Origin of the sequence: Mammaliicoccus sp. JADD-157 (genome assembly GCF_049310805.1) — a bacterium.
In the GTDB taxonomy this organism is placed as follows: domain Bacteria; phylum Bacillota; class Bacilli; order Staphylococcales; family Staphylococcaceae; genus Mammaliicoccus; species Mammaliicoccus lentus.
This window is the reverse complement of sequence record NZ_JBMOVZ010000003.1, coordinates 23,537-48,696: the sequence shown is the minus strand read 5'-3', so window position 1 is coordinate 48,696 and position 25,160 is coordinate 23,537. Positions and strand designations below refer to the sequence as shown.

The following is a 25,160-nucleotide window of genomic DNA, read 5'->3' as shown; positions in this document are numbered from 1 at the left end:
TTTTAAACAAAATTTTAAACCAAAAAATGCACCTCAAATTTTGAGGTGCATTTTTGTATTTAACTTCTTTTTTGAATAATAAGCAATTTGATAGCGTTAGTTTTTAAATAATATGTCTCATCTACATCCTTAGAATTATAATCAGCCATTTCTATATCTGGAGAACAATATTTATCTAATAGAACTGTGTTGAAATAATCAATATTAAAACGTTCGTTATCTAATTTTCTAATTGCTTTGAAGATATTACCGTTATCCTGATCAAATGTAATGTTAGTTACTCTAAAAGTATTAAAAGGTATGTCACGGTAAGAAAGACTAATACCGACATTATTCTGGTAGTTGATATCATTTGGATTATATAGTTCATAATTAAATAAAAGGAAAAATATTTTATTATGTTGCTCAAATTTAATATAATTTTGTCCCTTTTCGAATTCTTGTTGGTTAAAGTACGTTAATATATATATTAAATAATTAACAGGACTTTTACAGTGATGCTTTAAATGTAGTGATAAAGGTTGATTTATAGTTGCGAGATCGGCTGAAGTTTCCTCTAATAACCAGAAGCCTAAACCAGACACATAAGTTGTGATACTTAATAAATGATCTACAATAATAGCAGCATTGAAATAAAAATCACTCGTCGTCCTCGAATCACCATGAATGACATTCCATTCTATAGGTACTACGTTTTTATTATTGTTCTTCATGAATTTTAAATTGTGAATAAGCTTTTCAGTATAGTCACTTTTTATTTTCGCTATATCATGATTATTCATTTTGTTAAAGTCGAATAATTCATTAAAGCTATAAGATATTGCAAAAGAATCGATATTTTTACATAGTTGCATATCTATATCAAGTTGCTCGTAATCATTTTTAAATGGATCAGGTCCATTTATCATTATTTGTAAATCAGGTAAGCTTTCTTTAGAGTCATTAATTTGAGATTGTATATGCGTGAGCTCGTCATACTCAATATCAAAGTAAAATTCACCTTGTTTATTAACGAAATAGTTATGTATAACATCTATGAATTCTGACCATTTACTTTTGAACATATAATCTTGTACATCAAAATCATATATTTTTATACATGGCGTTATATTTGTATCTGAAAACATGCTTAAACAAAAAGCTAAATTATGTCGATACTTATGTTTTTCTATATCGCAGAAAAATGATTTTAATGAACAGTGAATAACAATGATAGGCTGACGAGGTATATTTTCTACAGTTTCCAATATTGTACCAAGGAATGGAGTATAAAAATCATTAACGTCACCGATATGTAAATAAGTTTTATGGTTAGCCTTTAATTTTTGTAAAGGTAAATCTTTAAAAGTTAAATGTTTGTACTCATGAACGAGAGACTTATTATGCATCATTTTTTGCAATTTAGAAATTAAAGTTTTACGCTCATCTTCTGTCATTGTCTCAGTTTTTTTACTTATTTTTTTCTGTTGATACATTAAACGATATTGTTTAGGGGTTAATTGAAATTGTTCTTTAAATTGACGATTGAAATTATGGTAACTAGAAAATCCATGATAGTCTGCAATTTGTTCGACTTTAAATTGTGTAAATAACAAGGCGTAAGTAGTTTGGAACAAACGTGTTTCTTTTAAATATTGAGTGAACGTCGTACCTATTTGTCTAGAAAACTCACGTGATAAATGTTCAGGAGAAATAAAGAAAAAGTCAGCTACGAGGTTCAGTGATAGTTTTTCTTGGTAATGCTTATCAACATATTGCTTCACTTTACGTATAAGTCCTGTTAATTCCATTTCTGTTTGTCCATAATAATTTGTTTCTTCTTTAAAACGCTCATACATAATTTTATAAATTTCAACGATATAATGGCTACGTCTGATCTTTATATTCGTTAAATCTGCTAAAATAGCTCTTATAAATAAATCCTTTATTTGATGTTTATATTTATTTAATTGATTTGTTTTTGTAGTTTTCGGTATCCAATATAGGTAAGACTCTTCGCCACTTAAACTTTCCATCATTGAATATCCAATATGTAATACTGCGACTAAGCCGTCGTTTATTACTGGTAAGTAATTGTCATTATCCTGTAAATAAAATAAGTCACCGACGGTAAATGTATATGTTTTTTGATTTAAAGTTAATATTGCTTTTCCTTCTAGCACAAAACATAATGCACCATAACCTAACTTTTTAGGGTTAATAATGCCTTCTTTATGCAATGAAATGTCGTAATTGTACACTTTTTCACCTCATCTTCACTAAGATATTACATTTTATATCAAATAATGTCATATTTTTATTACATTTTAAACTATTATATCAAAAAAAGTAAGAAAAAGTTGGATTATTAAATAATTTTTATAAGAAAGATGATAATAAATCAAATAAATGAATTGATTTAATCAAAATCTGAAATTAAAACGGTTTACAATAATACTTAATGCTATTGTTGTATTGTAAACTATTAAAAACGGGGAAAATATTAAAATGGAGGTATATAGAATGACAGGGAATTTCAACAAGATTATTCAAGATATGATAGATTATGAGAATAAAATCGCAAATTTAAAAAACGAAAAACGTTTAACATTAGTTGATTTTATAATATTAGAAGAAATCTATAGATCTGAAGAAATTACAATTAAAGAAATACTTAACGGGAAGCTAACAGAACTTCAAACGAAACCTTCTAACATTGGAACAAACTTAGCTAAATTATATAGGAAAGATTATATTAATAAATATAGAAGTGAGCTAGATGAAAGAAAAGTTTACTATTACATGGAAGACGAACAAAAGGCTCAATACGAACAAATAGCAAAAGACATATAAAACAACAATAGGTTTAATTATTCAAAAAGAAACCCAAAGGAAATCCTTTCAAGTGAAAAGATTTTCTTTGGGTTTTTCTATAGAATTTAAAAAAGATTTAAAAGGGTATTATAAAATTACTTAATTACAGTACGTGTTGAGCGTTCTACGTAGTGCGCTGAATGAATAGAAACTAATTCACCTTTAGATAAATCAAATAAATTTAATTTTAAAATACTATCCATCGCCTGGCGTACGTTTTCTTCAGTGAGATCACGTTTTGGGTTTTGGATTTGTAATGTGAAAGTCTTATCTGTTGAAGTTTTAAAAGTAAGTTCTAATACGAGTTTCATGGAATTCACCTCCTTGGTAGATCGAGAGGATAGAATTAATCTTCTATCTGAATTGTTTTGACGATATAAGCATCTTTGAACTTTTCGTCAGATAACGTTTCGATAATGCCTTTAAAAGTTTTAACTTGTTCATTTGTTACATTTAATTTAATTGCTTTAAATTTTCTTTGAACATTTTTCACTTTGGCATTCTCATCTAAGTACTGATGTAACAATATGATGTTGATGTCTTTAACTGTTGCCATTTTGCTAACCTCCTTTCACTTTATATATCGAAATGAGATTAAAAAAACGACCACAAATTAGTTAAAAATTCTTTCATGTTACTCAAATATATATTATTATTAATATGTACCTTAATTAGGAAGGATGGACGAAATGCATGCAACAAGTATCTCCAATTAAGAATAAAGATGATATTAGAGCGATGTATGAAGTATTAAAATCACACAGTGAAAGAGATTATTTATTATTTAGTCTTGCTATTCATACAGGTATTAAAGTAAATCAACTATTAAATTTAACTGTTCAAGATTTACTAGATGAAGATAACGACATTATTTCTAACTGGGTGAATGATAAAAAGGATTTGATTAAAGTAGTGATTCCATTGCACTTAAGATCAAGTTTGTCATCTTATATACGTATGGAAATGTTAGGAAAAGAAGACTTTGTATTTAGATCTATCAAGACGAAGAAACAATTGTCTAGACAACAAGCATATCGAATCATTCATGTTGCTGCAGAAGAAGTTGGATTGAAAAATATTGGTCTATACTCCTTAAGGAAAACTTTTGCGTTTCATGCATTTAAGTCGGGTGTATCAGTTTCAATAATACAAAAATATTTAGGTCATCAATCGTTGTTAGAAACTTTAAAATTTATAGATGTTACTACAATAAAAAAAGAAACAACAATAGAACTAAATATATAAAAAGAAAGGAGTTCGTGTATGGCTTTAATATGGTTGTTCTTCACCATCTTAGTTGTAATGGCTATTGTCCTTATGACTATGAATACTAAATTTAGCCGTTTTGCTGGATTGATAAGTTTAATCGCGCCGCTAATAAGTTCCATTTATTTTTTGAGTCAAATTAAATACATATCGAGTGGGCATACTGTTTCTTTTTTTAAAGAGTGGATACCTATAATTGATTTTAATTTAGATTTGAGATTAGATGGTTTATCTTTAATTTTTGCACTTCTTATTTCACTCATTGGCACAGGTGTATTCCTTTACGCTATTTATTATCTTTCTCATGAAAAAGATAATCTCCCAAGATTTTACACATACTTGCTAATGTTTATGTTGGCAATGTTAGGTGTTGTACTTTCTAATAATACAATTTTGCTATATTCATTTTGGGAATTAACGAGTATCTCTTCTTTCTTACTCATTGCATATTGGTATCAAAGAGAAAGAAGCCAAGAAGGGGCACTTAAATCTTTCTTGATTACCGTTTTTGGTGGTATGGCTATGCTCGTAGGGTTGATATTGTTATATAGCATTACGGGTACGAATACAATTACTGAACAAGTCGGTATGATTGATGAAGTGTTTCAATCACCATGGTTTGTACTTGCAGTCATTTTAATCTTACTCGGTGCGTTTACAAAATCAGCACAATTTCCATTTCATATATGGTTGCCAGATGCTATGGAAGCGCCAACGCCTGTTAGTGCTTACTTACACTCAGCTACTATGGTTAAAGCTGGTTTGTATTTATTACTTAGATTTACACCTATTATTGGTCAAAGTGAATGGGTCGTGTATACAGTTGTAACAGTCGGGTTAGTTACCATGTTAGTAGGATCATTCTTTGCAGTAAGTAAAAAAGATTTAAAAGCTTTATTAGCATATTCTACAATCAGTCAATTAGGTATGATTATGTCTATGATTGGTTTAGGCTTGTTAGCTTTAAATCAAAGGTTTGAAGCGGGACATGAAATATTTATTGCAGCTTTATTTGCAGCTTTATTTCATTTAATTAACCACGCTATTTTCAAAAGTGTACTATTCATGGGAGTAGGTATTATAGACCATGAAACAGGAACAAGAGATGTTAATAAATTAGGCGGGTTAAGAAAAGTAATGCCTATTACAGCAATTGTAATGTCAATCTCTGCTTTATCTATGGCAGGTATTCCATTATTTAATGGTTTTTTGAGTAAAGAAAAGTTCTTCACTAGTCTGGTAGAGACAGGACAAGTGGATATTTTCAATCAAATAATGTCGTTCGTAATGATAGCGGCAGGATTTATAGGTAGTATTTTTACTTTTGTTTATTGTTTGAAGTTAATAAAAGAGCCATTCTTTGGGGAAATGAAAGAAAAGCAATTGCCTAAAGTACCACGTCACGATGGCGGGGGGCTTCTTATAGCGCCTGTTTTAATTGTAATATTTGTACCGTTATTTTTCTTTATTCCAAATGTACTAGGAAAATATTTAATAGGCCCAGCGTTACGGGATATATTCCAATCGGATAAAGTAATGGAATATATACCTCATATTCAAGCGTGGCATGGATTTACAACGGAATTGTTTTTAACCATAGGAATATATTTAATAGGTACATTATTAGTAATATGGCCAAATTGGACATTTATTTATAGCAAAGTATCAAAAAATATAGAAATTAATACAATTTATAATAAAGGTATGATTTTACTGGATCGGGTAAGCGCATATTTAATTCAAATTGTAATGAATAACAGATTGAACCAATATTTACACATCATTTATGTAATATTTTTCGTACTTATGGCATATGGCATATATCATGTCGGTATTTATGATATTGCGTATTACCATATTACAGAAGCTTCAACATTCGAGATTATTATATTGATTAACATTGTGATTACAGCGACAGCATTAATGTTTATTAGAGAAAGAATGACAATGACTATTTTAAATGGTGTAATCGGTTATTCGATTGCTGTTGTTTTCATATTTATGAAAGCACCTGATTTAGCTTTAACGCAATTGGTTATTGAAACTATTACGACAGTCTTATTTTTATTAGTATTTTTCCATTTGCCAAACGTGCAGAAAGATAAACCAAATGTTTTAGCAGAAATCGTTAAATTAGCAATCGCACTCTTAATGGCGGTATTTGTCGTAATTTTTGTTATCATGATGCAACAAGATAATCTATTCGATAAAATTTCTTATTATTATGATAACGCTGATGAATTAGCAGGTGTTAAAAATATCGTAAATGGTATTTTAGGAGACTTTAGAGCGTTGGATACAATGTTAGAGGGAATCGTTATATTGATTGCCGGACTAGGTATTTATACACTCGTTAAATTTAAGATAAGAAAGGATGAGCCTGATGAAAGAAAATGATGTAGTATTAGAAACCATATCAAAAATCGCAATATTTATCATTCTGACATTCGGCTTTTATATATTCCTTGCGGGACACGATAATCCTGGTGGTGGATTTATTGGTGGATTAGTCTTTAGTTCTGCGTTTATCTTAATGTTTTTAGCATTTGATGTTGAGACAGTTGTTCAATCATTACCGATAGATTTTAGAGCAGTTACAATTATAGGGTGTCTAGTGTCAATGAGCACAGCGATTATACCAATGTTCTTTGGACATCCAATGTTAACACACGAAGATGGATATATTACGTTCCGACTATTAGGTGAAATTCATCTTTCAAGCGTAACATTATTTGAACTCGGGATATTACTTACAGTAGTAGGATCCATTGTAACAATCATGCTTGCGATAAGTGGTGATAACAGTTGAATTTAATATTAGTCATTATTATTGGTGTACTTACTTTCGTTGGAACGTATATGATTTTATCTAAAAACTTAATTCGTATTGTTATCGGTACAGCTATTTATACACACGTAGCTAACTTAATGATTTTATCAATGAGCGAATTTGGTGGTCGAAATGTACCACTCATAAATGGTGAAGGAAAAGACTATGTCGATCCTTTACCTCAAGCATTAATTTTAACAGCAATTGTTATTGGCTTTGCGATAACAGCATTTTTACTTGTTTTAGTGTATAGAACATTTAAATTGACGAAAGTCAACAGAATAGAGGCGTTACGCGGTGAGGATGAAGACGTAGATGAATAATTTAATACTTATACCATTACTTGTACCACTATTTATTGGTTTAATATTGTTCTTCTTTAAAGAACGATTAGCGTTAACAAGACGTATCGCCATCACTTTTCTAGCACTTACGACGATTGTAAGTGGTTGGTTATTAGTCGATGTCAGTATGAATAAAGCACTTGTTATCAACTTCGGAGACTGGCAACCACCATTTGGTATTCAGTTTGTTGGTGATGAGCTCAGCTTATTATTCACTACTATTTCTTGCTTTGTCGTCACAGTGATTATATACTTTGGTTTTGGTAAGAGAGAAAGGTTAGCTAACCGCTACTTTTTACCATCATTTATATTGTTCTTATTAAGTGGGGTTAATGGTAGTTTTCTAACTGCTGATATATTCAACTTATATGTAATGTTTGAAATAATGTTATTAGCTTCATTTGTATTATTAACATTAGGTCAATCAATAGAACAGTTAAGAGCAAGTATCATTTACGTCGTGATTAACGTTGTGAGCTCTTGGTTCTTCTTAATGGGCGTTGCTTATATATACGGTACGTTAGGTACTTTAAACTTCGGTCATATTGCAATGAGAATTAGTGAAAGTAATCAACCTACCACGACTACTTTAGTCGCAATTATCATGATATTTGTATTTGGAGGTAAAGCAGCGCTTGTCGTATTTATGTGGCTTCCGAAAGCATATGCAGCATTGAATACAGAATTAGCTGCTTTATTTGCGAGTTTAATGACTAAAGTAGGTGTATACGCACTTATTCGTGTGATGGTACTTATGTTTGATCAAAAGCCAGAAGTAACACATTTCTTACTTTACATTATGGCGATACTTACAATGATTATTGGATCAATAGGTGTTCTTGGATTTAAAGATATTAAGAAAATAGCAGCGTACCAAGTGATACTATCTATTGGATTTGCAGTATTAGGATTGAGCGCAAACAATTTAGCAGGGATTACCGGTGCTATATTCTATGTCGGACATGATATGATTATCAAAACTTTATTATTCTTAATCATAGGTACTTTTGTATTATTAACAGGTACAAGATATTATGACCAATTTGGTGGTTTAATTAAACATTATCCAAGTTTAGGTGTCATATTCTTTATTACGATACTATCAATTGGAGGCGTACCACCACTCAGTGGATTTCCTGGGAAATTATTAATTATTAAAGGCGCACTTGAAAATGGTTATACATTTGGCGTTATCGTGATGATTATTTCAAGTATCATTGCAATGTATAGTTTATTACGCGTATTTTTAGTAATGTATTTCGGCAGAGAAAGTGTACCTCAAGTTGGTAAAGTTGTTTTTGTTAAGAATAAATTATATGCGATGATAATATTAACAGTAACAACAATAATATTAGGTATTGCTTCTCAATATGTATTAAATATTTCTGAAATGGCAGCTCAATTTAACATGAATGAGCTTGAATATTTTAAAGAAGTTATTCCAAATGTAGAAGTGGAGGCTAAATAATAATGGCACAACTATTATTAAATATTTTAATTGCCTTCTTGTGGACTTTATTTCAAGACGAAGATACATTTCATTTATCGACATTTATTTCAGGTTACTTGATTGGTATGTTCATTGTTTACTTAATGCATAGATTTTTCGGACATGTTTTTTATATGAAAAAAGTATGGGTTATTTTTAAATTTATTTGTGTTTATAACTATCAGCTTGTGACATCCAGTATTACAACAATTAATTATATTTTATTTAAAACAAATAAATTGAATCCAGGACTTGTTACTTATGAAACAACATTAAAACAAGATTGGGCTATAACATTATTAACGTTATTAATCATGTTAACACCGGGATCAGTCGTATTAAGGTTATCACCAGATGGACAACGATTCTTTATACATGCGATTGATGTTTCTGAAAGAGAGAAAAAGATACTAACAAAGCAAATTAAGAAGTATGAGAAATTAATCTGGGAGGTGCTTAAATAATGGAAATAGCTATCATGTTTATCATAAAATCGGCATTAGTTATATATGGTATATCTATTGTAATTGTTCTATTTAGAACAATTATTGGCCCTACAACTGCTGATAGAGTTATAGCATTTGATGCTATGGGTGCAATTTTAGTTTCTACAGTAGGTATATTGAGCATTGTTTATGACACCTTCAGTTATTTAGAAGCGAGTTTAATTATTGCTATTTTAGCCTTCTTAAGTACAGTTGGAATTTCTCGTTTCATTGAAGGGGGTCGTGTCTTTGAATCTAAGCGAGATCGTTAGTTTAATTGCAGCTATATCAATATTATTAGGTTCTATAACTGCTTTAATTAGTTCGATAGGTATTGTGAGATTTAGAGATTCCTTTCTAAGAAGTCATGCTGCTACAAAAAGCTCTACATTATCTGTTTTACTTTGTTTAACGGGTGTATTTTTTTATTTCTTAGTAACGAAAGATTACTTTAGTGTTCGTACTTTATTAACGATACTATTTTTATATTTAACATCGCCAGTTGCTGGTCACATGATAATACGAGCGGCATATAATTCTGGTTCATATATGTTTATGAAAGATTTTACAAAAAAAGGAACTTCGTTGAACTTTAGATATGACCGAAAAGAATCTAAAAAAGATAGACGAAGAAGAGCAGAGAAAAGAAGAATTATGAACGAGGCTTTCTCTAAAAATGATAAAGAAACATTCAGTAAATATAAGCAAGTTATGAAAAAAGACGACCCAACTTTAAAATAAAACAGCTGGAACATAAATATCAATTCAAAATAAATAACATCTGATTTCAATGATTTATTCAGTTAGAAATCAGATGTTATTTTTATGTGATTTAGAATTTTGTTCGTGCATGCTTGCCTAGTGTATGGTTCGATCGAGTCAACCGCTGGTAATATAAAAAACGAGTTAGGGACATAAATCCTTAGATTGTTTTGGATGAAATTGATCAATAAAAGCAAGAGTTGATATTATTGTTGGATTTACTAACACGTTAATCCAAGTACACACGTTTTTATTGGATTATGTAATGCCTAAACTCACGAATTAACTTTTTCTTCTGGTTCAAACCTAAAAATAAAGCACTTTCGTATATCTTCACGAGAAAAATCTAAAGTGAAATATGATTTAGTGGTTACTATAATAGCAAAAAACATAAGAAAAATAGTAGATTTAAGAATGAGCAAAAAGAGTGTAAGACATGATCAATGTCTCACACTCTTTTTCGTTTATTATATACATGAGGAGGAGGGGTTATTATTTCATTGTGTCATGGATCACTTTGACATTGTGTTCCATCATATTGTAGTAAGAATTACCGTCGGAATCTTTAGTACCGATTGAATCTGTATAGACTTCACCTTGGATTTTTAGGTTTGTTTCTTCGGCTAGAGTCTGCATACTTTTCTTATCTACACTTGTTTCTACTGTTAATGCTTTAAGATTATGATCACGTACAAAGTTTACTGCTTGTTTCATTTGGTCAGGTGTACCTTGTTTTTCAGTGTTTATCTCCCAAATGTATCCAGGCGTAATGTCATAAGCTTTTGCAAAGTATTTAAATGCACCTTCACTTGTAATAAATGCACGTTTTTTCTTATCAATGTCGTTAAATGCTTTCGACATTTCATCGTCTAATTTATCAAGTTTTTCAGTGTATTTATCAGCGTTAGCTTTATAATCATCTTTATGTTCATCATCTAATTTACTAAGATGTTTCTCGATAGTATTAACGTATTGAATACCATTTTTAATACTTAACCAAGCATGAGGATCAATTTTCTTTTCATCTCCCTCGCCACCTTTTAAGTATATTGGTTTTACATCTTCAGTAGCCTGAATAACATTTTTGTCAGTGATTTTTTTATTTGCTTGTTCTAATGCTTTTTCAAACCAGCCATTACCGCTTTCTAAGTTAAAACCGTTATAGATAATAATGTCAGCATCTGTAATAGCTTTAACATCTTTAGGTTTAATTTCATATTCGTGGGGGTCTTGACCGATTGGCACTACGCTAGTAATTTCAGCGTTACCTTTAGTAACCTCTTTAGTCATATCACCAAGTATTGAATTCGTCGTAACAATTTTTAGTTTTGAATCGTCTTTAGAGTTAGATTGATTACAACCAGCCAAAACTAAAATAATTGCTATTAAAGGTAATAATAATTTTTTCATAGATGCCTCCTAATTAAATTGAATTTTGTTTTTAAGTTTATGTATAGTAAATACTAGTATATAAAATGCACAACTTACTAGGACTATACAAGCTCCACTTGGCAAATTATATAGGTAACTAATATACATGCCACAGGCTGCACTTATTGCACTCAATGTACTTGCAACAATCATCATAGTTTTTAATGACTTAGTAATAAGGAAAGCAGTAGAACTAGGTGTTATAAGCAACGCTACTACTAAGATAATACCGACAGTCTGTAAACTTGCTACTGTTACTAATGCCAATAACATCATGACAAAGTAATGAATTAATCTTGTATTTAGACCACTCATTTTAGCTGCAATTGGATCAAAAGTAGACAAGTGCAGTGGTTTATAGAAAATCACAACACATAAAATTACAATAATGCTCACAATACTTGTGGTATAAAATGCACTTTTTGTTACTGCTAATATATTTCCGAATAGAATATGATACAAATCTGTAGAGGAGTTGATTTGACTAATTAAAATAATACCTATCGAAAAGAATGCTGTGAAAGTAATACCTATTGCGGCATCATTTTTTGTTTTAGAGTTTTGTGAAATAAAACCAATTAAAAAACTTGTCAGCATACCTGTAAAAAGAGCACCTACAAACATTGGTATGTTAAATAAGTAACTGAGCGCTACACCAGGTAATACAGCATGGCTCATTGCATCCCCCATTAATGAAAGACCTCTTAATATAATCAAGCTACCTACAATACCACAAACGATTCCGACTATGATTGAAGTAATCAAAGCTCTACTTAAAAAATTATAATTTACGAGTGATGAAATAAATTCATTCATCATAATACAACGCCATCCTTTAAAAATACCTCTTTTATGTTTTCGTCAGATAATGCTTCGTTAGCAGAGCCAAAGAATTTTAATGATCGATTGAGGAGGATTATTCTATCAAAATATTCTTTAGCTTTTTGAATATCATGATGAACAACTAGAATCAGTTTACCTTCTGATTTTAATTGTCGCAGCAGATTTATCATGATTTCTTCACTTTTGAAGTCAATACCAACAAACGGTTCATCGAGGCATAGAAAGTCACTCTCTTTCATTAATGCTTTCGCTAAAAGAACACGTTGTAATTGACCACCACTTAACTCATTTAGCATTTTATCTTTTAAATTAGTTAACTGAAGTTCATTTAATAATTCATCTCTTTTAATATAAGCTTCTTTCTTCATAGGTCTGAACCAACCTGAAGTTTGATAATAGCCAGTAATTAAACTGTCTTTCACAGTAATAGGGAAATCCAAGTCTAATGAATTTCTCTGCGGAATATAAGTTAGTTCCGTCAGCTGTTGTTTAACTGGCTTATCATTCCATAGTGCTTCACCAGTTGCTTTGAATTCACCAAGGATGGATTTAAGCAATGATGATTTACCCGCACCATTGGGTCCCATGATACCAATTAACTCTCCCGATGATTCAATTGTTAAGTTAATATCATGCAATATGTGCTGATGTCCTAATGATAAATTCAAATTCTTAACCTGTAACATGTTATCACCTTTCTCCGAAAATAAGTTTAGGGTAACCTAAACTATGTTTTTAATATAACTGTAAATTATGTTAAAGTCAAGAGATAGCAAGGAAAAATAAATCGTGGTACAATAAAAATATGCTAAAAAAAGTGAGGTCAGAACAAATGTTGACTGAAGAACAAGAAGATTATTTAAAAGCAATATTTGGTTTAAACGGTACGACAGATTATGTATCTAATAAAAATTTAGCACAAGATTTAAATATAAAACCCTCATCTGTTAGTGAGATGATGTTACGTTTAAAGAAAGAGGATTATGTGGATATACGTCCGTATAAAGGTGTTAAATTAACTCAAAAAGGTTTAAATCATACTGCAAATATTATTAAGCGTCATAGACTGATAGAACGATTTTTAATAGAGGAATTAGAATACACATGGGATCAAGTACATGAAGAAGCGGAAATTTTAGAACATAGAGTTTCTGAACACTTCATTGAGAAAATAGATAAACTGATGGATTATCCTAAAACATGTCCACACGGTGGAATTATACCGAGAGAAAATCAAATCGAAGAGATTTATAATACGCCACTTAGTACATTTGAAGTAGGCGATAAAATAAAAATCAAACGTGTTATGGACTATGTTAATCTATTAGACTATTTAAGTAATGAAGAATTACTAATAGGTGATATCGTTGAAATCACTAAAAAAGATGAACTTAATCAACTAATAGAATTAAGCTTAAACGATAAAACGATTATGATTAGCGAAACAAATGCTTCATATATATTCGGAACTAAAGAAGGATAAAATAAAAAGAGGCTGGGACATAAATACATGTCTCAGCCTCTTTTTATTATAATGGCAGTAGCTGACTGGATTGAAAATGCGCTTATATCAAGCTTTTTCCAACCCTAGTCATCCTTGCCGGGGTGGGACTACGAAATCTATTTATTAAAATGAGATTTCTGTCCCACTCCCATTTTTGTTTTATAAGAGAAATCTAGCTTGGTCGTTTCTTAACTCGATATTATAGTTCTCTAAGTTTTTTTATGGCCATAACGCATTAAATGTATACATAACAGCGTATATGTTAATGGCAATCCAAAGTATACTAAAGAATAGAGTAGGTATTTTTGTGATTTGTCTAAGTTGACTACCATCCCATTCAGGGCGCTGTCTTGAAAATGTTAATAAAAAGATGGTTATTGTAGATTGGGCAACTTCACCTAATAGCGTACCTAATGCTATGTGATAAATATAAGTTGTAACTTGAGCAAAATCGTGGATGTTTGGAGCGGAAATAACTTCATAAAGTGCAACTGCGATAACTAATAATATAATACTTGGTAGAAATTTTCTTGAAGTTAATGTGACATAAAATAAGAACATGATTAATAATAAAATTAAGAAAATTGGTCCGAATGTATGGTGCTTCATCCAAACACCTATTATTAACATTAATGGTGGCATAATATAACCAAATAATGTAGTGATGAATTGATTCCATCCAGATTTAGATCCTGTAATAGCATAACCTTGACGACCAGTCTCCATTCGTTCTTTTCTACGCCAAACTACGACTAGATCTTTAGGTTTACCACCAGACAACTTGTTGGCAATAACATGACCCATTTCATGTATTAAAATCGGAAAATAACCTAGTATTATATCAATCATACTCAATATTGGGTGTTGTCTTCTATGGTGTACAAAAACATATATTAAGGCAATTAATGTAATAGTTATTAATGATATATTAATTGATTCTGATAAAAAGTTCGGTAAAAATCGAGTCAAAAAAACGTCACCTCGTGTTTAATAGTCTAATACTATTCTACACTAAAGTGACGCTTTTGTTGTCGGACTTAAGACTTAATGTTATTTTGTATTTTTCTTACGCGTAATCAACCAAGTTAATAATAATATTAAACCGATAGCAAGTATGATAGATGCTGTCATAAGGATAGGTCTATTATCTGGACTTGTGACTTTATCTTTTGTCTGGTTAAATTTATGTTTTGATGGTGATTCTAATTTGACTGTAGGCGGGCCATAACTATCGTTTATATATGAACGATCATAATCTATATGTGCTTCACCATTTTCTACAACTACTTCATAATCTACACCTTTTTTAACGACATCGTATAAATCTTCTGTAATGTAATATTTTTTATCATTAATTTTATGAACACCTTTGGAAAGAACTTTTTTCCATTCATATTCGTCGAAAGTTTTCTCCATTAAACTGTTCCCCATCATATTACGTTCTTTTTCACCGCCGACAGTATTATAATCGCCTGCACCAAATAAAATTTGGTTTACTCTTAGTCCATCTCTCTTAGTGGAAAGACTGTGATTGTAATCGGCAATGTCGCTTGATCCTGTCTTTAATCCATCTGTGCCCTCTAAAGACATATCAGCGCCTTCAAGAGAATGGTTATATGTGTAGTATGTAACGTAATGTATTGTAGGTGCCACTTTTTTAGTGTATTCCAGAATGCCTGGATAATCGTTTACAAGATGTTGCGTTAATATAGCAAAATCTCTAGAAGTAGAGTAATTCTCTTCATCAGATTGATATCTCTTTGCTTTATATTCCAGTAATAAATTATTGGCAGCGCCGTTAGAATTATAAAACTGAGTATGTTCCATTCCTAATTCTTTAGCAGTTTCATTCATATAGTCTATAAAATCAGAGTCTAAATCTTTTTTCTGTTGTTTTGAGGCAGTATTATTATTTGAATCTTTATCTTTATCTTCGATTTTTTTAGCAGAACCAATATTTTCAGCTTTCATTGTTTCTCTACCTAAAATCATAGCGCCAGCATTTGAAGAATTAGATATTGTAATTTGCATCAATTCTGAAATTGTATAAACATCACCTGGATATAATTTAGTATTACTTAATTCAGGTAAAGTAGATAATCGGTATTCTTCGTCGGTCATTTTAACTGTATCATCTTCTTTTAACTTTCCACTTTTAATTGCTTTTTCAGTTAAATATAAAGTCATAAGTTTAGACATACTTGCCGGATACCATTTTTTATCTATTTGATACTCATACATAATTTGACCAGTTTTTGAGCTGTAGTTAATAGCACCCTCGGGTTGATATATTTCGCCTAAGTTATACCCGTATTCATTAGCTACTTGCGTAGGTGACTTTTCATTATCAGCTGCATAAGCATTTTGGTTCAAAGTAATATTAATTAAAACCAATGAGAAAAATAATAATAAACATTTTTTCATTAATAAAACCTCTTTATTCTTTTTTTAAAATAACTACATCATTCTAACATATTTTTATAATTCTCCCTAGAAAAATATTACAATTGTATATTAAAATATTGTAAATTTAAAGCTATTATGAGAGATTAATATAGGGAAATAATGTAAAATGATGATGAGGTAATAAATTGAGATAATGAGGTTTTAAAATGAAGACAGAGAATTCGTTGTTTTATTTACTGAAAAAAGTAGACTGGCCAAAGAAAATGGTCGTTACTGCCATGATTCTATCTATTTTAGGCAGTTTGAGTGGATTGTTAGTTCCATTATTTACGGGACAACTAGTAGATACATTCAATGCTGAAAATTTAGATTTAAGAATGGTATGGTTATTTATAGTTATTTTTCTAGCTAATGCTATTTTAAGTGGTTTTGGTACATACTTATTGAGTAAAATCGGTGAGAAAACGATTTATTCAATACGAGAAAAATTGTGGAGACATTTAATAAAACTGAACATGAGATTTTTTGATAAAAATGAAAGTGGTCAACTCATGAGTAGAATTACTGACGATACAAATGTCATCAATTTATTCATTTCAGAAAAAGCGCCAAGTGTTTTACCTTCATTGTTAACGTTGATTGGTTCTGTAGCTATGTTGTTTATTTTAGATTGGCAAATGACACTTATAACATTTATCATATTGCCAATATTTATCGCTATTATGATTCCTCTTGGAAAAAGTATGGGTAAGATTTCTAAAGCGACACAAACAGAAATTGCGAATTTTAGTGGTTTATTGGGCAGAGTGCTCACAGAAATGAGATTAGTAAAAGTTACTACCTCTGAGGAAAAAGAGTTAGAAAAGACAAAAACAACATTATTAGATATCTATAAATTAGGATTAAAAGAAGCTAAAATAAGAGCTATTATATCACCGTTATCAGGAATTATTATGATGTTAACGGTAGCTATTATATTAGGTTTTGGTGGAATCCGAGTTTCAAGTGGTGCAATCACAGCTGGTACATTAGTTGCTATGATATTCTATGTTATTCAATTATCAGCTCCTATATTAAACTTTTCTATGTTTATAACAGACTATAAGAAAGCAGTAGGAGCGAGCGAAAGAATATATGAAATTTATCAAGAACCTACAGAACCAATAGGTGATGAAAACAATTATTTACCACATGAAAAACATGACATATTATTTGAAAATGTTACATTTAGCTATGAGAAAGATGAAGAAGTTATAAAAGACTTGTCGTTAACAATCCGTTCAGGAGAAGTAACAGCAATTGTAGGTCCTTCTGGATCAGGGAAAAGTACATTATTTAGTTTGTTAGAACGCTTTTACCCAGTAGATAAAGGTGTTATCAAATATGGTAATGAATTAATTGAAGATATGCCTTTAAGATTTTGGAGACAAAAAATTGGATACGTTATGCAATCTAACGCAATGATGTCAGGAACAATTAGAGATAATTTAACATATGGTATAAATGAGATTGTAAGTGATGAAACTTTAATTCATAACACAAAAATGGCCAACTGTTATGATTTTATTATGAAATTCCCTCAAGGATTTGAAACTGAAATTGGGGAAAGAGGTACAAAATTATCAGGTGGTCAAAGACAGAGAATTGATATTGCGAGAAGTTTTATTAAAAATCCAGACATCTTGTTACTAGATGAAGCGACAGCTAATTTAGATAGCGAAAGTGAGTACTATATTCAACAGGCTTTAAATGAGTTAATGAAAGACCGTACTACTGTCGTAATAGCACATAGACTTGCAACTATTAAAAAAGCTGATCAAATTATCTTTTTAGATAACGGAGAAGTGACAGGTAAAGGAACTCATGGAGAACTTATTAAAAACCATGAAAAATATAGACATTTTGTGAAGACGCAAAGTTTAGTAGAATAAAATTATAAATTATAAAAAATGTTCTTTAAAGTTGACGAAAATAACTTTAAAGAACATTTTTTATGTAAACGCAAACATTATTGTTAAATAAGGAGTTATAAAAATTAATGAAAACAGGCGTAAAAATTTATGTGAAAATATTCACAAAAACACTTGACCACAGTGGTACCAAGTGCTATATTTACATTGTGAAAAGAATCACAAAAGAAAGATGCGCATCTTAAAATAAATAAAATAGAAAGAAGATGTCTATTGTGTTAATAAATAATATTAATCCCTTTGACAATATTGCATTATCAGCAATTGTGGCAAGTATACCTATTATATTATTTTTATTATGTTTAACAGTTTTTAAAATGAAAGGTATTTATGCTTCTATTACAACGCTAATCGTAACGATAATAATAGCTTTAGTAGTTTTTGAATTACCAAAAATTGTTGCCTTAGGGGGAATTATAGAAGGTTTCTTCCAAGGTATTCTACCAATAGGTTACATCGTGGTTATGGCAGTATGGTTATATAAAGTTTCAAATGGAACAGGGCAATTCAGTATTATTCAAGATAGTATAGCAGGTATATCTCAAGACCAACGTATACAGTTGTTATTAATAGGTTTTAGTTTCAATGCATTTTTAGAAGGTGCAGCTGGATTTGGTGTACCTATAGCAATTTGTAGTGTGTTGCTTATACAACTTGGTTTCAGACCGTTACAAGCTGCAATGTTATGTTTAATCGCTAATGGAGCAGCTGGAGCATTTGGTGCTATAGGCCTCCCAGTAGTCGTGATAGATACGCTAGGCCTACAAGGTAATATAAGTAGTTTAGATGTTTCTCAAATATCAACATTAACTTTACCAATCATAAACTTTATTATTCCATTTTTATTAGTCATGATTTTAGATGGATTTAAGGGTATAAAAGAAATATTACCAATGATATTAGTAGTAAGTCTCACTTACTCTGGACTTCAATTAATATTGACATATTTCCAAGGCCCTGAGTTAGCGGACATTATCCCTCCGTTATTATCAATGGTTGCATTAGCAGTATTTTCTAAATTTTATCAACCGAAAAAAATATTTAGAGTTTCAGACGCTGAATTTAAACAAGCAAACAAACATACAGTTAAGTCTATTCTATATGCATGGAGTCCGTTCTATATTTTAACGATATTTGTGATGATATGGAGTGCACCATTCTTTAAAGCATTATTTGCACCAGATGGACCATTATCATTTTTAGTATGGAACATTAGTATTCCAGGTACGATGAATGAAATCACAAACAAACTTATAACACTAAAAATAGACATTTTTAGCGCAACAGGTACAGCTATATTAATTTCAATTATTATAACAGTTCTTATTTCCAAACATTTCAAATTTAATGAAGCATTTCAATTATTAGGTTTAACAATCAAAGAATTATGGTTACCTATTTTGACAATTTGTTTCATATTAGCAATAGCAAAAGTAACTACTTATGGTGGTTTAACAGCAGCTATGGGTCTTGGCATCGCAAAAGCTGGTAGTATATTCCCATTACTATCTCCGGTGTTAGGTTGGATTGGGGTATTTATGACAGGATCAGTAGTCAATAACAATACATTATTCGCACCAATTCAAGCTTCAGTAGCTAGCCAAATCGGTACTAGTGGACCTTTATTAGTAGCAGCTAATACTGCAGGTGGTGTAGCAGCAAAACTTATATCACCTCAATCTATAGCAATCGCCACAGCAGCTGTAGGTCAGGTCGGAAAAGAATCAGAATTATTGAAAATGACTTTAAAATATAGTGTAGGAATAGTCATCTTCATTTGTATTTGGACGTTCGTACTTTCATTTATTATATAAAAATTTAAAATTTGAGGAGAGATTTTGATGAAACAATTTAAAGGTAATAAAGTAGTATTAGTAGGTAACGGATTTGTAGGTTCTAGTTATGCATTCTCAATGATTAACCAAGGTATTTGTGATGAATTTGTTATCATCGATTTAGATAAGAAGAAAGTAAATGGAGATGTAATGGATTTAAATCATGGTTCAGTGTATGGGCCATCACCAATGAAAGTAAAAGCGGGAGAATACAAAGATTGTGAAGATGCTGATTTGGTTGTTATTTGTGCAGGAGCAGCTCAAAAACCTGGCGAAACAAGATTAGATTTAGTAGCGAAAAACATGAAAATATTTAAAAATATAGTAACTGAAATAATGGATTCAGGATTTGATGGCATTTTCTTAATTGCGACTAACCCAGTAGATATACTTTCGTATGCTACGATGAAATTCTCAGGTTTACCAAAAGAACGTGTAATAGGTTCAGGAACAATATTAGATACAGCACGTTTTAAATATTTATTAAGCGAAGAATTTGATGTAGCCCCTCAAAGTGTACACGCTAATATTATTGGTGAGCATGGCGATTCTGAATTAGCAGTTTGGTCACACGCCAATATTGCTGGTAAACCATTACGTTCTATAATTGAAAAAGATGAAACACGTAAACATAGAGTTGAAGAAATTTTTGTTGAGACAAGAGATGCAGCATATGAAATTATTGAATCAAAAGGTGCTACTTTTTATGGAGTAGCAATGGGCTTAATGCGCATTACTAAAGCAATATTAAACAACCAAGATGTTGTACTAACAGTTTCAGCATATTTAGAAGGTGAGTATGGACACGAAGATGTTTATATCGGTGTACCATCACTTGTAAATAGAACAGGTGTAAGGGAAGTTATTGAAATGCCACTTAATGATGAAGAAACAAGATTGTTCGATAATTCAGTAAAAGTGCTAAAAGACATTCAAGCACCATTTGAAAAAGAGTTTAAGTAAATGATAAGCTACTGACAATATAATAATGAAGAGTTCGGGATAAAGAATCCCTATCTTTAAATAGTACTCCTAATTCGTTCATTAAGAAATTGACGAAATAGGAGTATTTATATGCGATTTCTAATAACTCTTTCTAGAGTTAGGGCAAAATTATCTTACGACCCATTTTTATAAATATCGGCATGTTGAGGCGATTAGCTGTTTGTGGTAGTATCAGTATGTCAATTGAAAAACTAAAAGGAGGTAAGGTCATGAAAAATAGATTACTAAGAGATATGATATTAATAATTGTAGGTTCATTTGTCTTTTCTGCAGGTGTTAATACATTTATTATATCTGCTAACCTAGGTGAAGGTGGCGTGACGGGTATTTCGCTAATCTTACTTTATGCTTTTGATATTGCGCCAGCTTGGTCTACGTTTATTTTAAATGCGGTATTAATTGCATTAGGTTATAAATTCTTGAGTAAGAGAAGCACAGTATATACTATTATTGCTGTAATACTCATATCCGTATTCTTAGGAGTGACGGATTCATGGGCATTAGATTCTAGTGAAATTCTTATTAATGCTGTGTTTGGCGGATTTACGGTTGGCTTGGGTATAGGTTTAATCGTATTATCAGGTGGCACAACAGCAGGAACAACAATATTAGCGAGAATTGCTCATAAGTATTTAGATGTGAACACATCATATGCTCTTTTATTTTTTGACCTTATCGTAGTTCTATTTTCATTAACTGTTATGCCTATAGAAAAAGCATTAATAACTGTCGTTGCATTATATATAGGAACAAAAGTTATGGACTTTGTAATTGAAGGATTGAACCCTAAAAAGGCTGTTACAATCATCTCTCAAAACCCAGATCAAATAGCAAAAATGATAGATGAAAAAATAGGTAGAGGTTGTACCATTTTAAATGGTAGAGGTTACTATTCTAAAAAAGATACTGATGTATTATACGTTGTCATTGCCAAAACGCAATTGACAAGAACAAAACGAATGATTAGAAAATTTGATGAAAATGCGTTTGTCGTTGTCCATGATGTAAGAGATGTACTTGGGAACGGATTCTTACTTGACGAATAAAACATAAAAGCTAGGACAAAAAGTTCTAGCTTTTTTAACATGTTTATTTTTATTAAATGTGTAATATGAGTGAAATTATTCATATATTGATAGAAATCACTATTATTAAATGATATAATACGTAAGTACGATTGATGATAATCATTATCATTTAACTACAATTAAAAATTAACGCAACGCATATATTATAGATTTATTTTAAACGGAAAGAGGGTTCACTATGAATCGATTAACGGGAGAAGCCATTTCAATAGGTTATGGAGATAAAGCAATAGTTAGTGATTTAACTTTAGAGGTACCTGATGGAAAGATTACCTCTATTATAGGGCCGAATGGTTGTGGAAAATCAACATTACTTAAAGCATTAAGCCGTATTTTAAATGTACAATCAGGGCAAGTTGTTTTAGATGGCAAAAATCTACATTCAACATCTACTAAAGAAATCGCAAAGAAAATTGCAATATTACCTCAGTCACCTGACGTTGCAGATGGATTAACAGTTGGAGAACTCGTTTCTTATGGCCGTTATCCACATCAAAAAGGATTTGGAAGATTATCAAAAAAAGACAAAGAAGAAATAGAATGGGCGCTTAACGTTACGGGTACTCATGATTTTAAATATAGAGCAATTAACGATTTAAGTGGTGGTCAAAGACAACGTGTATGGATTGCTATGGCACTCGCACAAAAGACAGATATCATATTCCTAGACGAGCCAACAACATATTTAGATATTTCTCACCAACTCGAAATTTTAGAACTTGTACAAGAGTTAAATAAAGAACAAGGTTGCACAATTATTATGGTGTTACATGATATTAACCAAGCAATCAGATTCTCAGATCATTTAATAGCGATGAAAGCTGGAGATATTGTTGCTCAAGGCGAAACAGAACAAGTATTAACAAATGAAATTCTAGAAGAAGTGTTTAATATTGACGCTGAATTATCTACGGATCCTAGAACTGGAAAACCTATGCTTGTTACTTATAATCTTTTATGTAAACACTATACTAAGTTATAAAAGGATGGCAACATATGAGTCAATCAAAAACAGTTAAAGAAAATCGCTATCCAATTATCTTAACAGTTACAATTATTTTACTTGTAGCTGTTTTACTTCTGTCATTTTTATTTGGAGCAAAAGACACATCATTACAAATGGTATATAACGCAATATTTAATTATAATCCAAGTATCGAAGAACACAATATTTTAAGAGAGATAAGAATACCTAGAGAAATAGGAGCTGTTGTCGTTGGGATGGCACTTGCAGTATCTGGTGCAGTTATGCAAGGTGTTACTCGAAATGGATTAGCAGATCCAGGTTTACTTGGTTTAAATGCTGGAGCTAGTATGATGTTAGCTTTAACTTTAGCAGTTATTCCAAATGCAGGTTATTTCACACTTATGTTTGCAGGGTTTATAGGTGCAGGTATAGGTGGTATTCTTGTCATGACCGTAGGCTCTTCTAAACGCGGTGGTTTTAACCCGATGAGATTAGTATTAGCAGGTGCTGCAGTATCTGCATTATTGACAGCTGCAAGTGAAGGAATCGCATTGATATTTAGATTAAACCAAACTTTAACATTTTGGAGCGTTGGTGGCGTAAGTGGTACAAACTGGAAACAACTTGCGATTTCTACACCGATTGTTCTAGTTATTTTAATTGTTTTAGTTATAATGAGCAGACAATTAACGATACTTAGCCTAGGAGATACACTATCAAAAGGATTAGGACAAAATAGTAATGTTGTGCGATATACAAGTTTAGTATCCACAATGTTTTTAGCAGGGATTGCTGTATCAATAGTAGGGCAAATAGCATTCGTAGGTTTGATGGTGCCACACATAGTAAGATTTATAGTCGGTACAGACTATAAACGTGTTATACCTTTAACAGCAGTAATGGGTGGTTTTATATTACTTTTAGCTGACATGATAGCACGAATGTTAGGAGAAGCTCCAATAGGTGCTGTAATTTCTATAATAGGTGTACCGTTCTTCCTTTATCTTGTAAGAAGGGACGGTAAGATATTATGATACATCCAAAAATAGTTAGAAAACAGAGAATAACACTTGTCATTTTAATTATAGCATTAATCGCATCAATGGCATTCGCTATGACGACAGGCGAATTTAAGATGTCATTCATTCAATTCTTTAAAACACTATTTGGTCAAGGCAATGAACTAGATTCAATGGTATTGTATGAATTTAGAATGCCGAGAATGTTAATAACGATATTAGCTGGAGCAAGTTTAGCTTTAAGTGGAGCAATTTTGCAAAGTGTTACTAAGAATCCCCTTGCTGAACCAGGTATATTAGGTATTAATGCAGGAAGCGGGTTTATGATTGCTTTATTCTTAGTTGTCGGTACTGTACAACCAGGTGATTTTGTATATGTACTCCCAATGGTAAGTATGGTTGGGGGTATAGCGACGGCGATGGTTATATTTATGTTTAGTTATAAAAAAGGAGAAGGCATTAATCCCGTGAGAATGGTATTGATTGGCGTCGGCTTATCAACTGCATTGAGTGGTGCTTCCATTACGATTATGTCTACATTTGACCAAGATCAAATGGAATTTATCGCAAGATGGTTTGCAGGTAATATTTGGGGCGATGAATGGCCGTTCGTATTTGCATTTATACCATGGTTAATCATAGTTATGCCATTCCTATTTTATAAAGCTAATGTACTAAATGTACTCAGTACAAATGAACAAATATCAGTTTCATTCGGTATAAACAATAATAGAGAACGTATTTTACTCGTATTTTTAGCAGTCGTATTGTCATCTGCAGCAGTATCAGTAGCAGGTGGTATCGGATTTGTTGGACTTATGGGGCCGCATATTGCAAGAAGTATTGTAGGACCAAGACATCAACTATATTTACCAATAGCAGTATTAAACGGAGCTATACTCCTAGTTGTCGCAGATACAATTGGTAAAATAGTACTAGAACCAAATGGCTTGCCAGCAGGTATTATTGTAGCAATAGTAGGTGCGCCATATTTCTTATACTTAATGCAAAAATCAGCACATATATAATAATTTGAGATATCAATATTTATATTTAATAATAA

General features: G+C 31.2%; 25 protein-coding genes. 17 read left to right on the top strand and 8 right to left on the bottom strand.

Annotation, left to right across the window (positions count from 1 at the left end; translation table 11 throughout):
• Positions 1-59 precede the first annotated feature (59 nt).
• Positions 60-2,240 carry an AraC family transcriptional regulator gene (locus ACO6VN_RS09475; protein ID WP_194200556.1) on the bottom strand — a complete coding sequence of 727 codons (2,181 nt, stop codon included), beginning with the start codon at positions 2,238-2,240 and terminating at the stop codon, positions 60-62.
• A 262-nt stretch (positions 2,241-2,502) separates the two neighbouring features.
• Here ACO6VN_RS09475 and ACO6VN_RS09470 point away from each other — a divergent pair, with 262 nt between their 5' ends.
• Positions 2,503-2,832: a transcriptional regulator, SarA/Rot family gene (locus ACO6VN_RS09470; RefSeq protein ID WP_017000813.1), complete on the top strand. Its 330-nt coding sequence runs from the start codon at positions 2,503-2,505 to the stop codon at positions 2,830-2,832.
• Between the two features lie 116 nt (positions 2,833-2,948).
• Here the strand turns inward: ACO6VN_RS09470 and ACO6VN_RS09465 are convergent, their stop codons facing one another.
• Both ACO6VN_RS09465 and ACO6VN_RS09460 read right to left on the bottom strand, forming a co-directional pair.
• Positions 2,949-3,164, bottom strand: coding sequence for a DUF2922 domain-containing protein (locus ACO6VN_RS09465; RefSeq protein WP_017000812.1), 216 nt, complete (start codon positions 3,162-3,164; stop codon positions 2,949-2,951).
• Between the two features lie 35 nt (positions 3,165-3,199).
• Positions 3,200-3,409 (bottom strand): hypothetical protein, encoded by a 210-nt coding sequence (locus ACO6VN_RS09460; RefSeq protein WP_017000811.1) that lies wholly within the window; start codon positions 3,407-3,409, stop codon positions 3,200-3,202.
• Positions 3,410-3,546: 137 nt separating this feature from the next.
• Between ACO6VN_RS09460 and ACO6VN_RS09455 the strand changes: the two genes are divergently transcribed.
• From ACO6VN_RS09455 to ACO6VN_RS09420, 8 genes are read left to right on the top strand one after another with little or no spacing between them, the layout of a single operon-like run.
• On the top strand, positions 3,547-4,098 hold the full coding sequence (locus ACO6VN_RS09455) for a tyrosine-type recombinase/integrase (RefSeq protein WP_017000810.1): 552 nt from the start codon (positions 3,547-3,549) through the stop codon (positions 4,096-4,098).
• An 18-nt stretch (positions 4,099-4,116) separates the two neighbouring features.
• Positions 4,117-6,516, top strand: coding sequence for a DUF4040 family protein (locus ACO6VN_RS09450; RefSeq protein WP_422404575.1), 2,400 nt, complete (start codon positions 4,117-4,119; stop codon positions 6,514-6,516).
• On the top strand, positions 6,503-6,928 hold the full coding sequence (locus tag ACO6VN_RS09445; protein WP_194200559.1) for a monovalent cation/H+ antiporter subunit B: 426 nt from the start codon (positions 6,503-6,505) through the stop codon (positions 6,926-6,928). The genes ACO6VN_RS09450 and ACO6VN_RS09445 overlap by 14 nt, the downstream gene beginning before the upstream one ends.
• Positions 6,925-7,272 carry a Na(+)/H(+) antiporter subunit C gene (locus ACO6VN_RS09440; RefSeq protein ID WP_017000807.1) on the top strand — a complete coding sequence of 116 codons (348 nt, stop codon included), beginning with the start codon at positions 6,925-6,927 and terminating at the stop codon, positions 7,270-7,272. The genes ACO6VN_RS09445 and ACO6VN_RS09440 overlap by 4 nt, the downstream gene beginning before the upstream one ends.
• The gene (locus tag ACO6VN_RS09435) at positions 7,265-8,761 is read left to right on the top strand and encodes a Na+/H+ antiporter subunit D (protein WP_064205227.1); all 1,497 of its coding nucleotides are present in this window, start codon (positions 7,265-7,267) and stop codon (positions 8,759-8,761) included. Before ACO6VN_RS09440 ends, ACO6VN_RS09435 begins: the two co-directional genes overlap by 8 nt.
• A 2-nt stretch (positions 8,762-8,763) precedes the next feature.
• Complete coding sequence (locus tag ACO6VN_RS09430) at positions 8,764-9,246, top strand: Na+/H+ antiporter subunit E (protein WP_017000805.1); 483 nt, start codon at positions 8,764-8,766, stop codon at positions 9,244-9,246.
• Positions 9,246-9,539, top strand: coding sequence for a Na(+)/H(+) antiporter subunit F1 (locus ACO6VN_RS09425; RefSeq protein WP_194200560.1), 294 nt, complete (start codon positions 9,246-9,248; stop codon positions 9,537-9,539). The genes ACO6VN_RS09430 and ACO6VN_RS09425 overlap by 1 nt, the downstream gene beginning before the upstream one ends.
• The gene (locus ACO6VN_RS09420; protein ID WP_422404574.1) at positions 9,517-10,008 is read left to right on the top strand and encodes a Na+/H+ antiporter subunit G; all 492 of its coding nucleotides are present in this window, start codon (positions 9,517-9,519) and stop codon (positions 10,006-10,008) included. Before ACO6VN_RS09425 ends, ACO6VN_RS09420 begins: the two co-directional genes overlap by 23 nt.
• Positions 10,009-10,521: 513 nt before the next feature.
• Here the strand turns inward: ACO6VN_RS09420 and mntC are convergent.
• From mntC to ACO6VN_RS09405, 3 genes are read right to left on the bottom strand one after another with little or no spacing between them, the layout of a single operon-like run.
• Positions 10,522-11,439 carry a manganese ABC transporter substrate-binding lipoprotein MntC gene (gene mntC, locus ACO6VN_RS09415; RefSeq protein ID WP_017001210.1) on the bottom strand — a complete coding sequence of 306 codons (918 nt, stop codon included), beginning with the start codon at positions 11,437-11,439 and terminating at the stop codon, positions 10,522-10,524.
• 9 nt (positions 11,440-11,448) lie between these two features.
• Positions 11,449-12,276 (bottom strand): metal ABC transporter permease, encoded by an 828-nt coding sequence (locus tag ACO6VN_RS09410; RefSeq protein WP_026023754.1) that lies wholly within the window; start codon positions 12,274-12,276, stop codon positions 11,449-11,451.
• Positions 12,276-12,989: a metal ABC transporter ATP-binding protein gene (locus ACO6VN_RS09405; protein ID WP_017001212.1), complete on the bottom strand. Its 714-nt coding sequence runs from the start codon at positions 12,987-12,989 to the stop codon at positions 12,276-12,278. The genes ACO6VN_RS09410 and ACO6VN_RS09405 overlap by 1 nt, the downstream gene beginning before the upstream one ends.
• A gap of 146 nt (positions 12,990-13,135) precedes the next feature.
• On the opposite strand from ACO6VN_RS09405, the gene ACO6VN_RS09400 reads away from it, so the two are divergent.
• Positions 13,136-13,786, top strand: coding sequence for a metal-dependent transcriptional regulator (locus ACO6VN_RS09400; RefSeq protein ID WP_017001213.1), 651 nt, complete (start codon positions 13,136-13,138; stop codon positions 13,784-13,786).
• Positions 13,787-14,026: 240 nt separating this feature from the next.
• Here the strand turns inward: ACO6VN_RS09400 and ACO6VN_RS09395 are convergent, their stop codons facing one another.
• Together ACO6VN_RS09395 and pbp4 are read right to left on the bottom strand one after the other, a co-directional pair.
• Entirely contained in the window at positions 14,027-14,776 is a 750-nt protein-coding gene (locus tag ACO6VN_RS09395) for a M50 family metallopeptidase (RefSeq protein ID WP_017001204.1), read from the bottom strand.
• Between the two features lie 81 nt (positions 14,777-14,857).
• Positions 14,858-16,231 (bottom strand): penicillin-binding protein PBP4, encoded by a 1,374-nt coding sequence (gene pbp4 / locus ACO6VN_RS09390; RefSeq protein ID WP_017001203.1) that lies wholly within the window; start codon positions 16,229-16,231, stop codon positions 14,858-14,860.
• A gap of 188 nt (positions 16,232-16,419) precedes the next feature.
• On the opposite strand from pbp4, the gene ACO6VN_RS09385 reads away from it, so the two are divergent.
• From ACO6VN_RS09385 to ACO6VN_RS09355, 7 genes are all read left to right on the top strand, one after another.
• Entirely contained in the window at positions 16,420-18,144 is a 1,725-nt protein-coding gene (locus ACO6VN_RS09385) for an ABC transporter ATP-binding protein (protein WP_064205186.1), read from the top strand.
• A 254-nt stretch (positions 18,145-18,398) separates the two neighbouring features.
• Entirely contained in the window at positions 18,399-19,997 is a 1,599-nt protein-coding gene (locus tag ACO6VN_RS09380; RefSeq protein ID WP_017001180.1) for an L-lactate permease, read from the top strand.
• Between the two features lie 27 nt (positions 19,998-20,024).
• Positions 20,025-20,981 (top strand): L-lactate dehydrogenase, encoded by a 957-nt coding sequence (locus ACO6VN_RS09375; protein WP_194200564.1) that lies wholly within the window; start codon positions 20,025-20,027, stop codon positions 20,979-20,981.
• Positions 20,982-21,232: 251 nt separating this feature from the next.
• Complete coding sequence (locus ACO6VN_RS09370; protein WP_216683924.1) at positions 21,233-22,069, top strand: YitT family protein; 837 nt, start codon at positions 21,233-21,235, stop codon at positions 22,067-22,069.
• Between the two features lie 220 nt (positions 22,070-22,289).
• A complete protein-coding gene (locus tag ACO6VN_RS09365; protein WP_017001183.1) occupies positions 22,290-23,093 on the top strand; it encodes an ABC transporter ATP-binding protein in 804 nt (267 codons plus the stop codon).
• 14 nt (positions 23,094-23,107) lie between these two features.
• Positions 23,108-24,112: a FecCD family ABC transporter permease gene (locus ACO6VN_RS09360; protein WP_194200565.1), complete on the top strand. Its 1,005-nt coding sequence runs from the start codon at positions 23,108-23,110 to the stop codon at positions 24,110-24,112.
• Positions 24,109-25,125 carry a FecCD family ABC transporter permease gene (locus ACO6VN_RS09355; protein WP_194200566.1) on the top strand — a complete coding sequence of 339 codons (1,017 nt, stop codon included), beginning with the start codon at positions 24,109-24,111 and terminating at the stop codon, positions 25,123-25,125. Before ACO6VN_RS09360 ends, ACO6VN_RS09355 begins: the two co-directional genes overlap by 4 nt.
• Positions 25,126-25,160: the final 35 nt, after the last annotated feature.

Excerpts from the sequence above, each read along its gene's own strand:
- ACO6VN_RS09470 (WP_017000813.1), top strand. The coding sequence starts at position 2,503 with ATGACAGGGAATTTCAACAAGATTATTCAAGATATGATAGATTATGAG.
- ACO6VN_RS09465 (WP_017000812.1), bottom strand. The coding sequence starts at position 3,164 with ATGAAACTCGTATTAGAACTTACTTTTAAAACTTCAACAGATAAGACT.
- ACO6VN_RS09460 (WP_017000811.1), bottom strand. The coding sequence starts at position 3,409 with ATGGCAACAGTTAAAGACATCAACATCATATTGTTACATCAGTACTTA.
- ACO6VN_RS09455 (WP_017000810.1), top strand. The coding sequence starts at position 3,547 with ATGCAACAAGTATCTCCAATTAAGAATAAAGATGATATTAGAGCGATG.
- ACO6VN_RS09450 (WP_422404575.1), top strand. The coding sequence starts at position 4,117 with ATGGCTTTAATATGGTTGTTCTTCACCATCTTAGTTGTAATGGCTATT.
- ACO6VN_RS09445 (WP_194200559.1), top strand. The coding sequence starts at position 6,503 with ATGAAAGAAAATGATGTAGTATTAGAAACCATATCAAAAATCGCAATA.
- ACO6VN_RS09435 (WP_064205227.1), top strand. The coding sequence starts at position 7,265 with ATGAATAATTTAATACTTATACCATTACTTGTACCACTATTTATTGGT.
- ACO6VN_RS09430 (WP_017000805.1), top strand. The coding sequence starts at position 8,764 with ATGGCACAACTATTATTAAATATTTTAATTGCCTTCTTGTGGACTTTA.
- ACO6VN_RS09425 (WP_194200560.1), top strand. The coding sequence starts at position 9,246 with ATGGAAATAGCTATCATGTTTATCATAAAATCGGCATTAGTTATATAT.
- mntC (WP_017001210.1), bottom strand. The coding sequence starts at position 11,439 with ATGAAAAAATTATTATTACCTTTAATAGCAATTATTTTAGTTTTGGCT.
- ACO6VN_RS09410 (WP_026023754.1), bottom strand. The coding sequence starts at position 12,276 with ATGAATGAATTTATTTCATCACTCGTAAATTATAATTTTTTAAGTAGA.
- ACO6VN_RS09405 (WP_017001212.1), bottom strand. The coding sequence starts at position 12,989 with ATGTTACAGGTTAAGAATTTGAATTTATCATTAGGACATCAGCACATA.
- ACO6VN_RS09400 (WP_017001213.1), top strand. The coding sequence starts at position 13,136 with ATGTTGACTGAAGAACAAGAAGATTATTTAAAAGCAATATTTGGTTTA.
- pbp4 (WP_017001203.1), bottom strand. The coding sequence starts at position 16,231 with ATGAAAAAATGTTTATTATTATTTTTCTCATTGGTTTTAATTAATATT.
- ACO6VN_RS09385 (WP_064205186.1), top strand. The coding sequence starts at position 16,420 with ATGAAGACAGAGAATTCGTTGTTTTATTTACTGAAAAAAGTAGACTGG.
- ACO6VN_RS09375 (WP_194200564.1), top strand. The coding sequence starts at position 20,025 with ATGAAACAATTTAAAGGTAATAAAGTAGTATTAGTAGGTAACGGATTT.
- ACO6VN_RS09370 (WP_216683924.1), top strand. The coding sequence starts at position 21,233 with ATGAAAAATAGATTACTAAGAGATATGATATTAATAATTGTAGGTTCA.
- ACO6VN_RS09365 (WP_017001183.1), top strand. The coding sequence starts at position 22,290 with ATGAATCGATTAACGGGAGAAGCCATTTCAATAGGTTATGGAGATAAA.
- ACO6VN_RS09360 (WP_194200565.1), top strand. The coding sequence starts at position 23,108 with ATGAGTCAATCAAAAACAGTTAAAGAAAATCGCTATCCAATTATCTTA.
- ACO6VN_RS09355 (WP_194200566.1), top strand. The coding sequence starts at position 24,109 with ATGATACATCCAAAAATAGTTAGAAAACAGAGAATAACACTTGTCATT.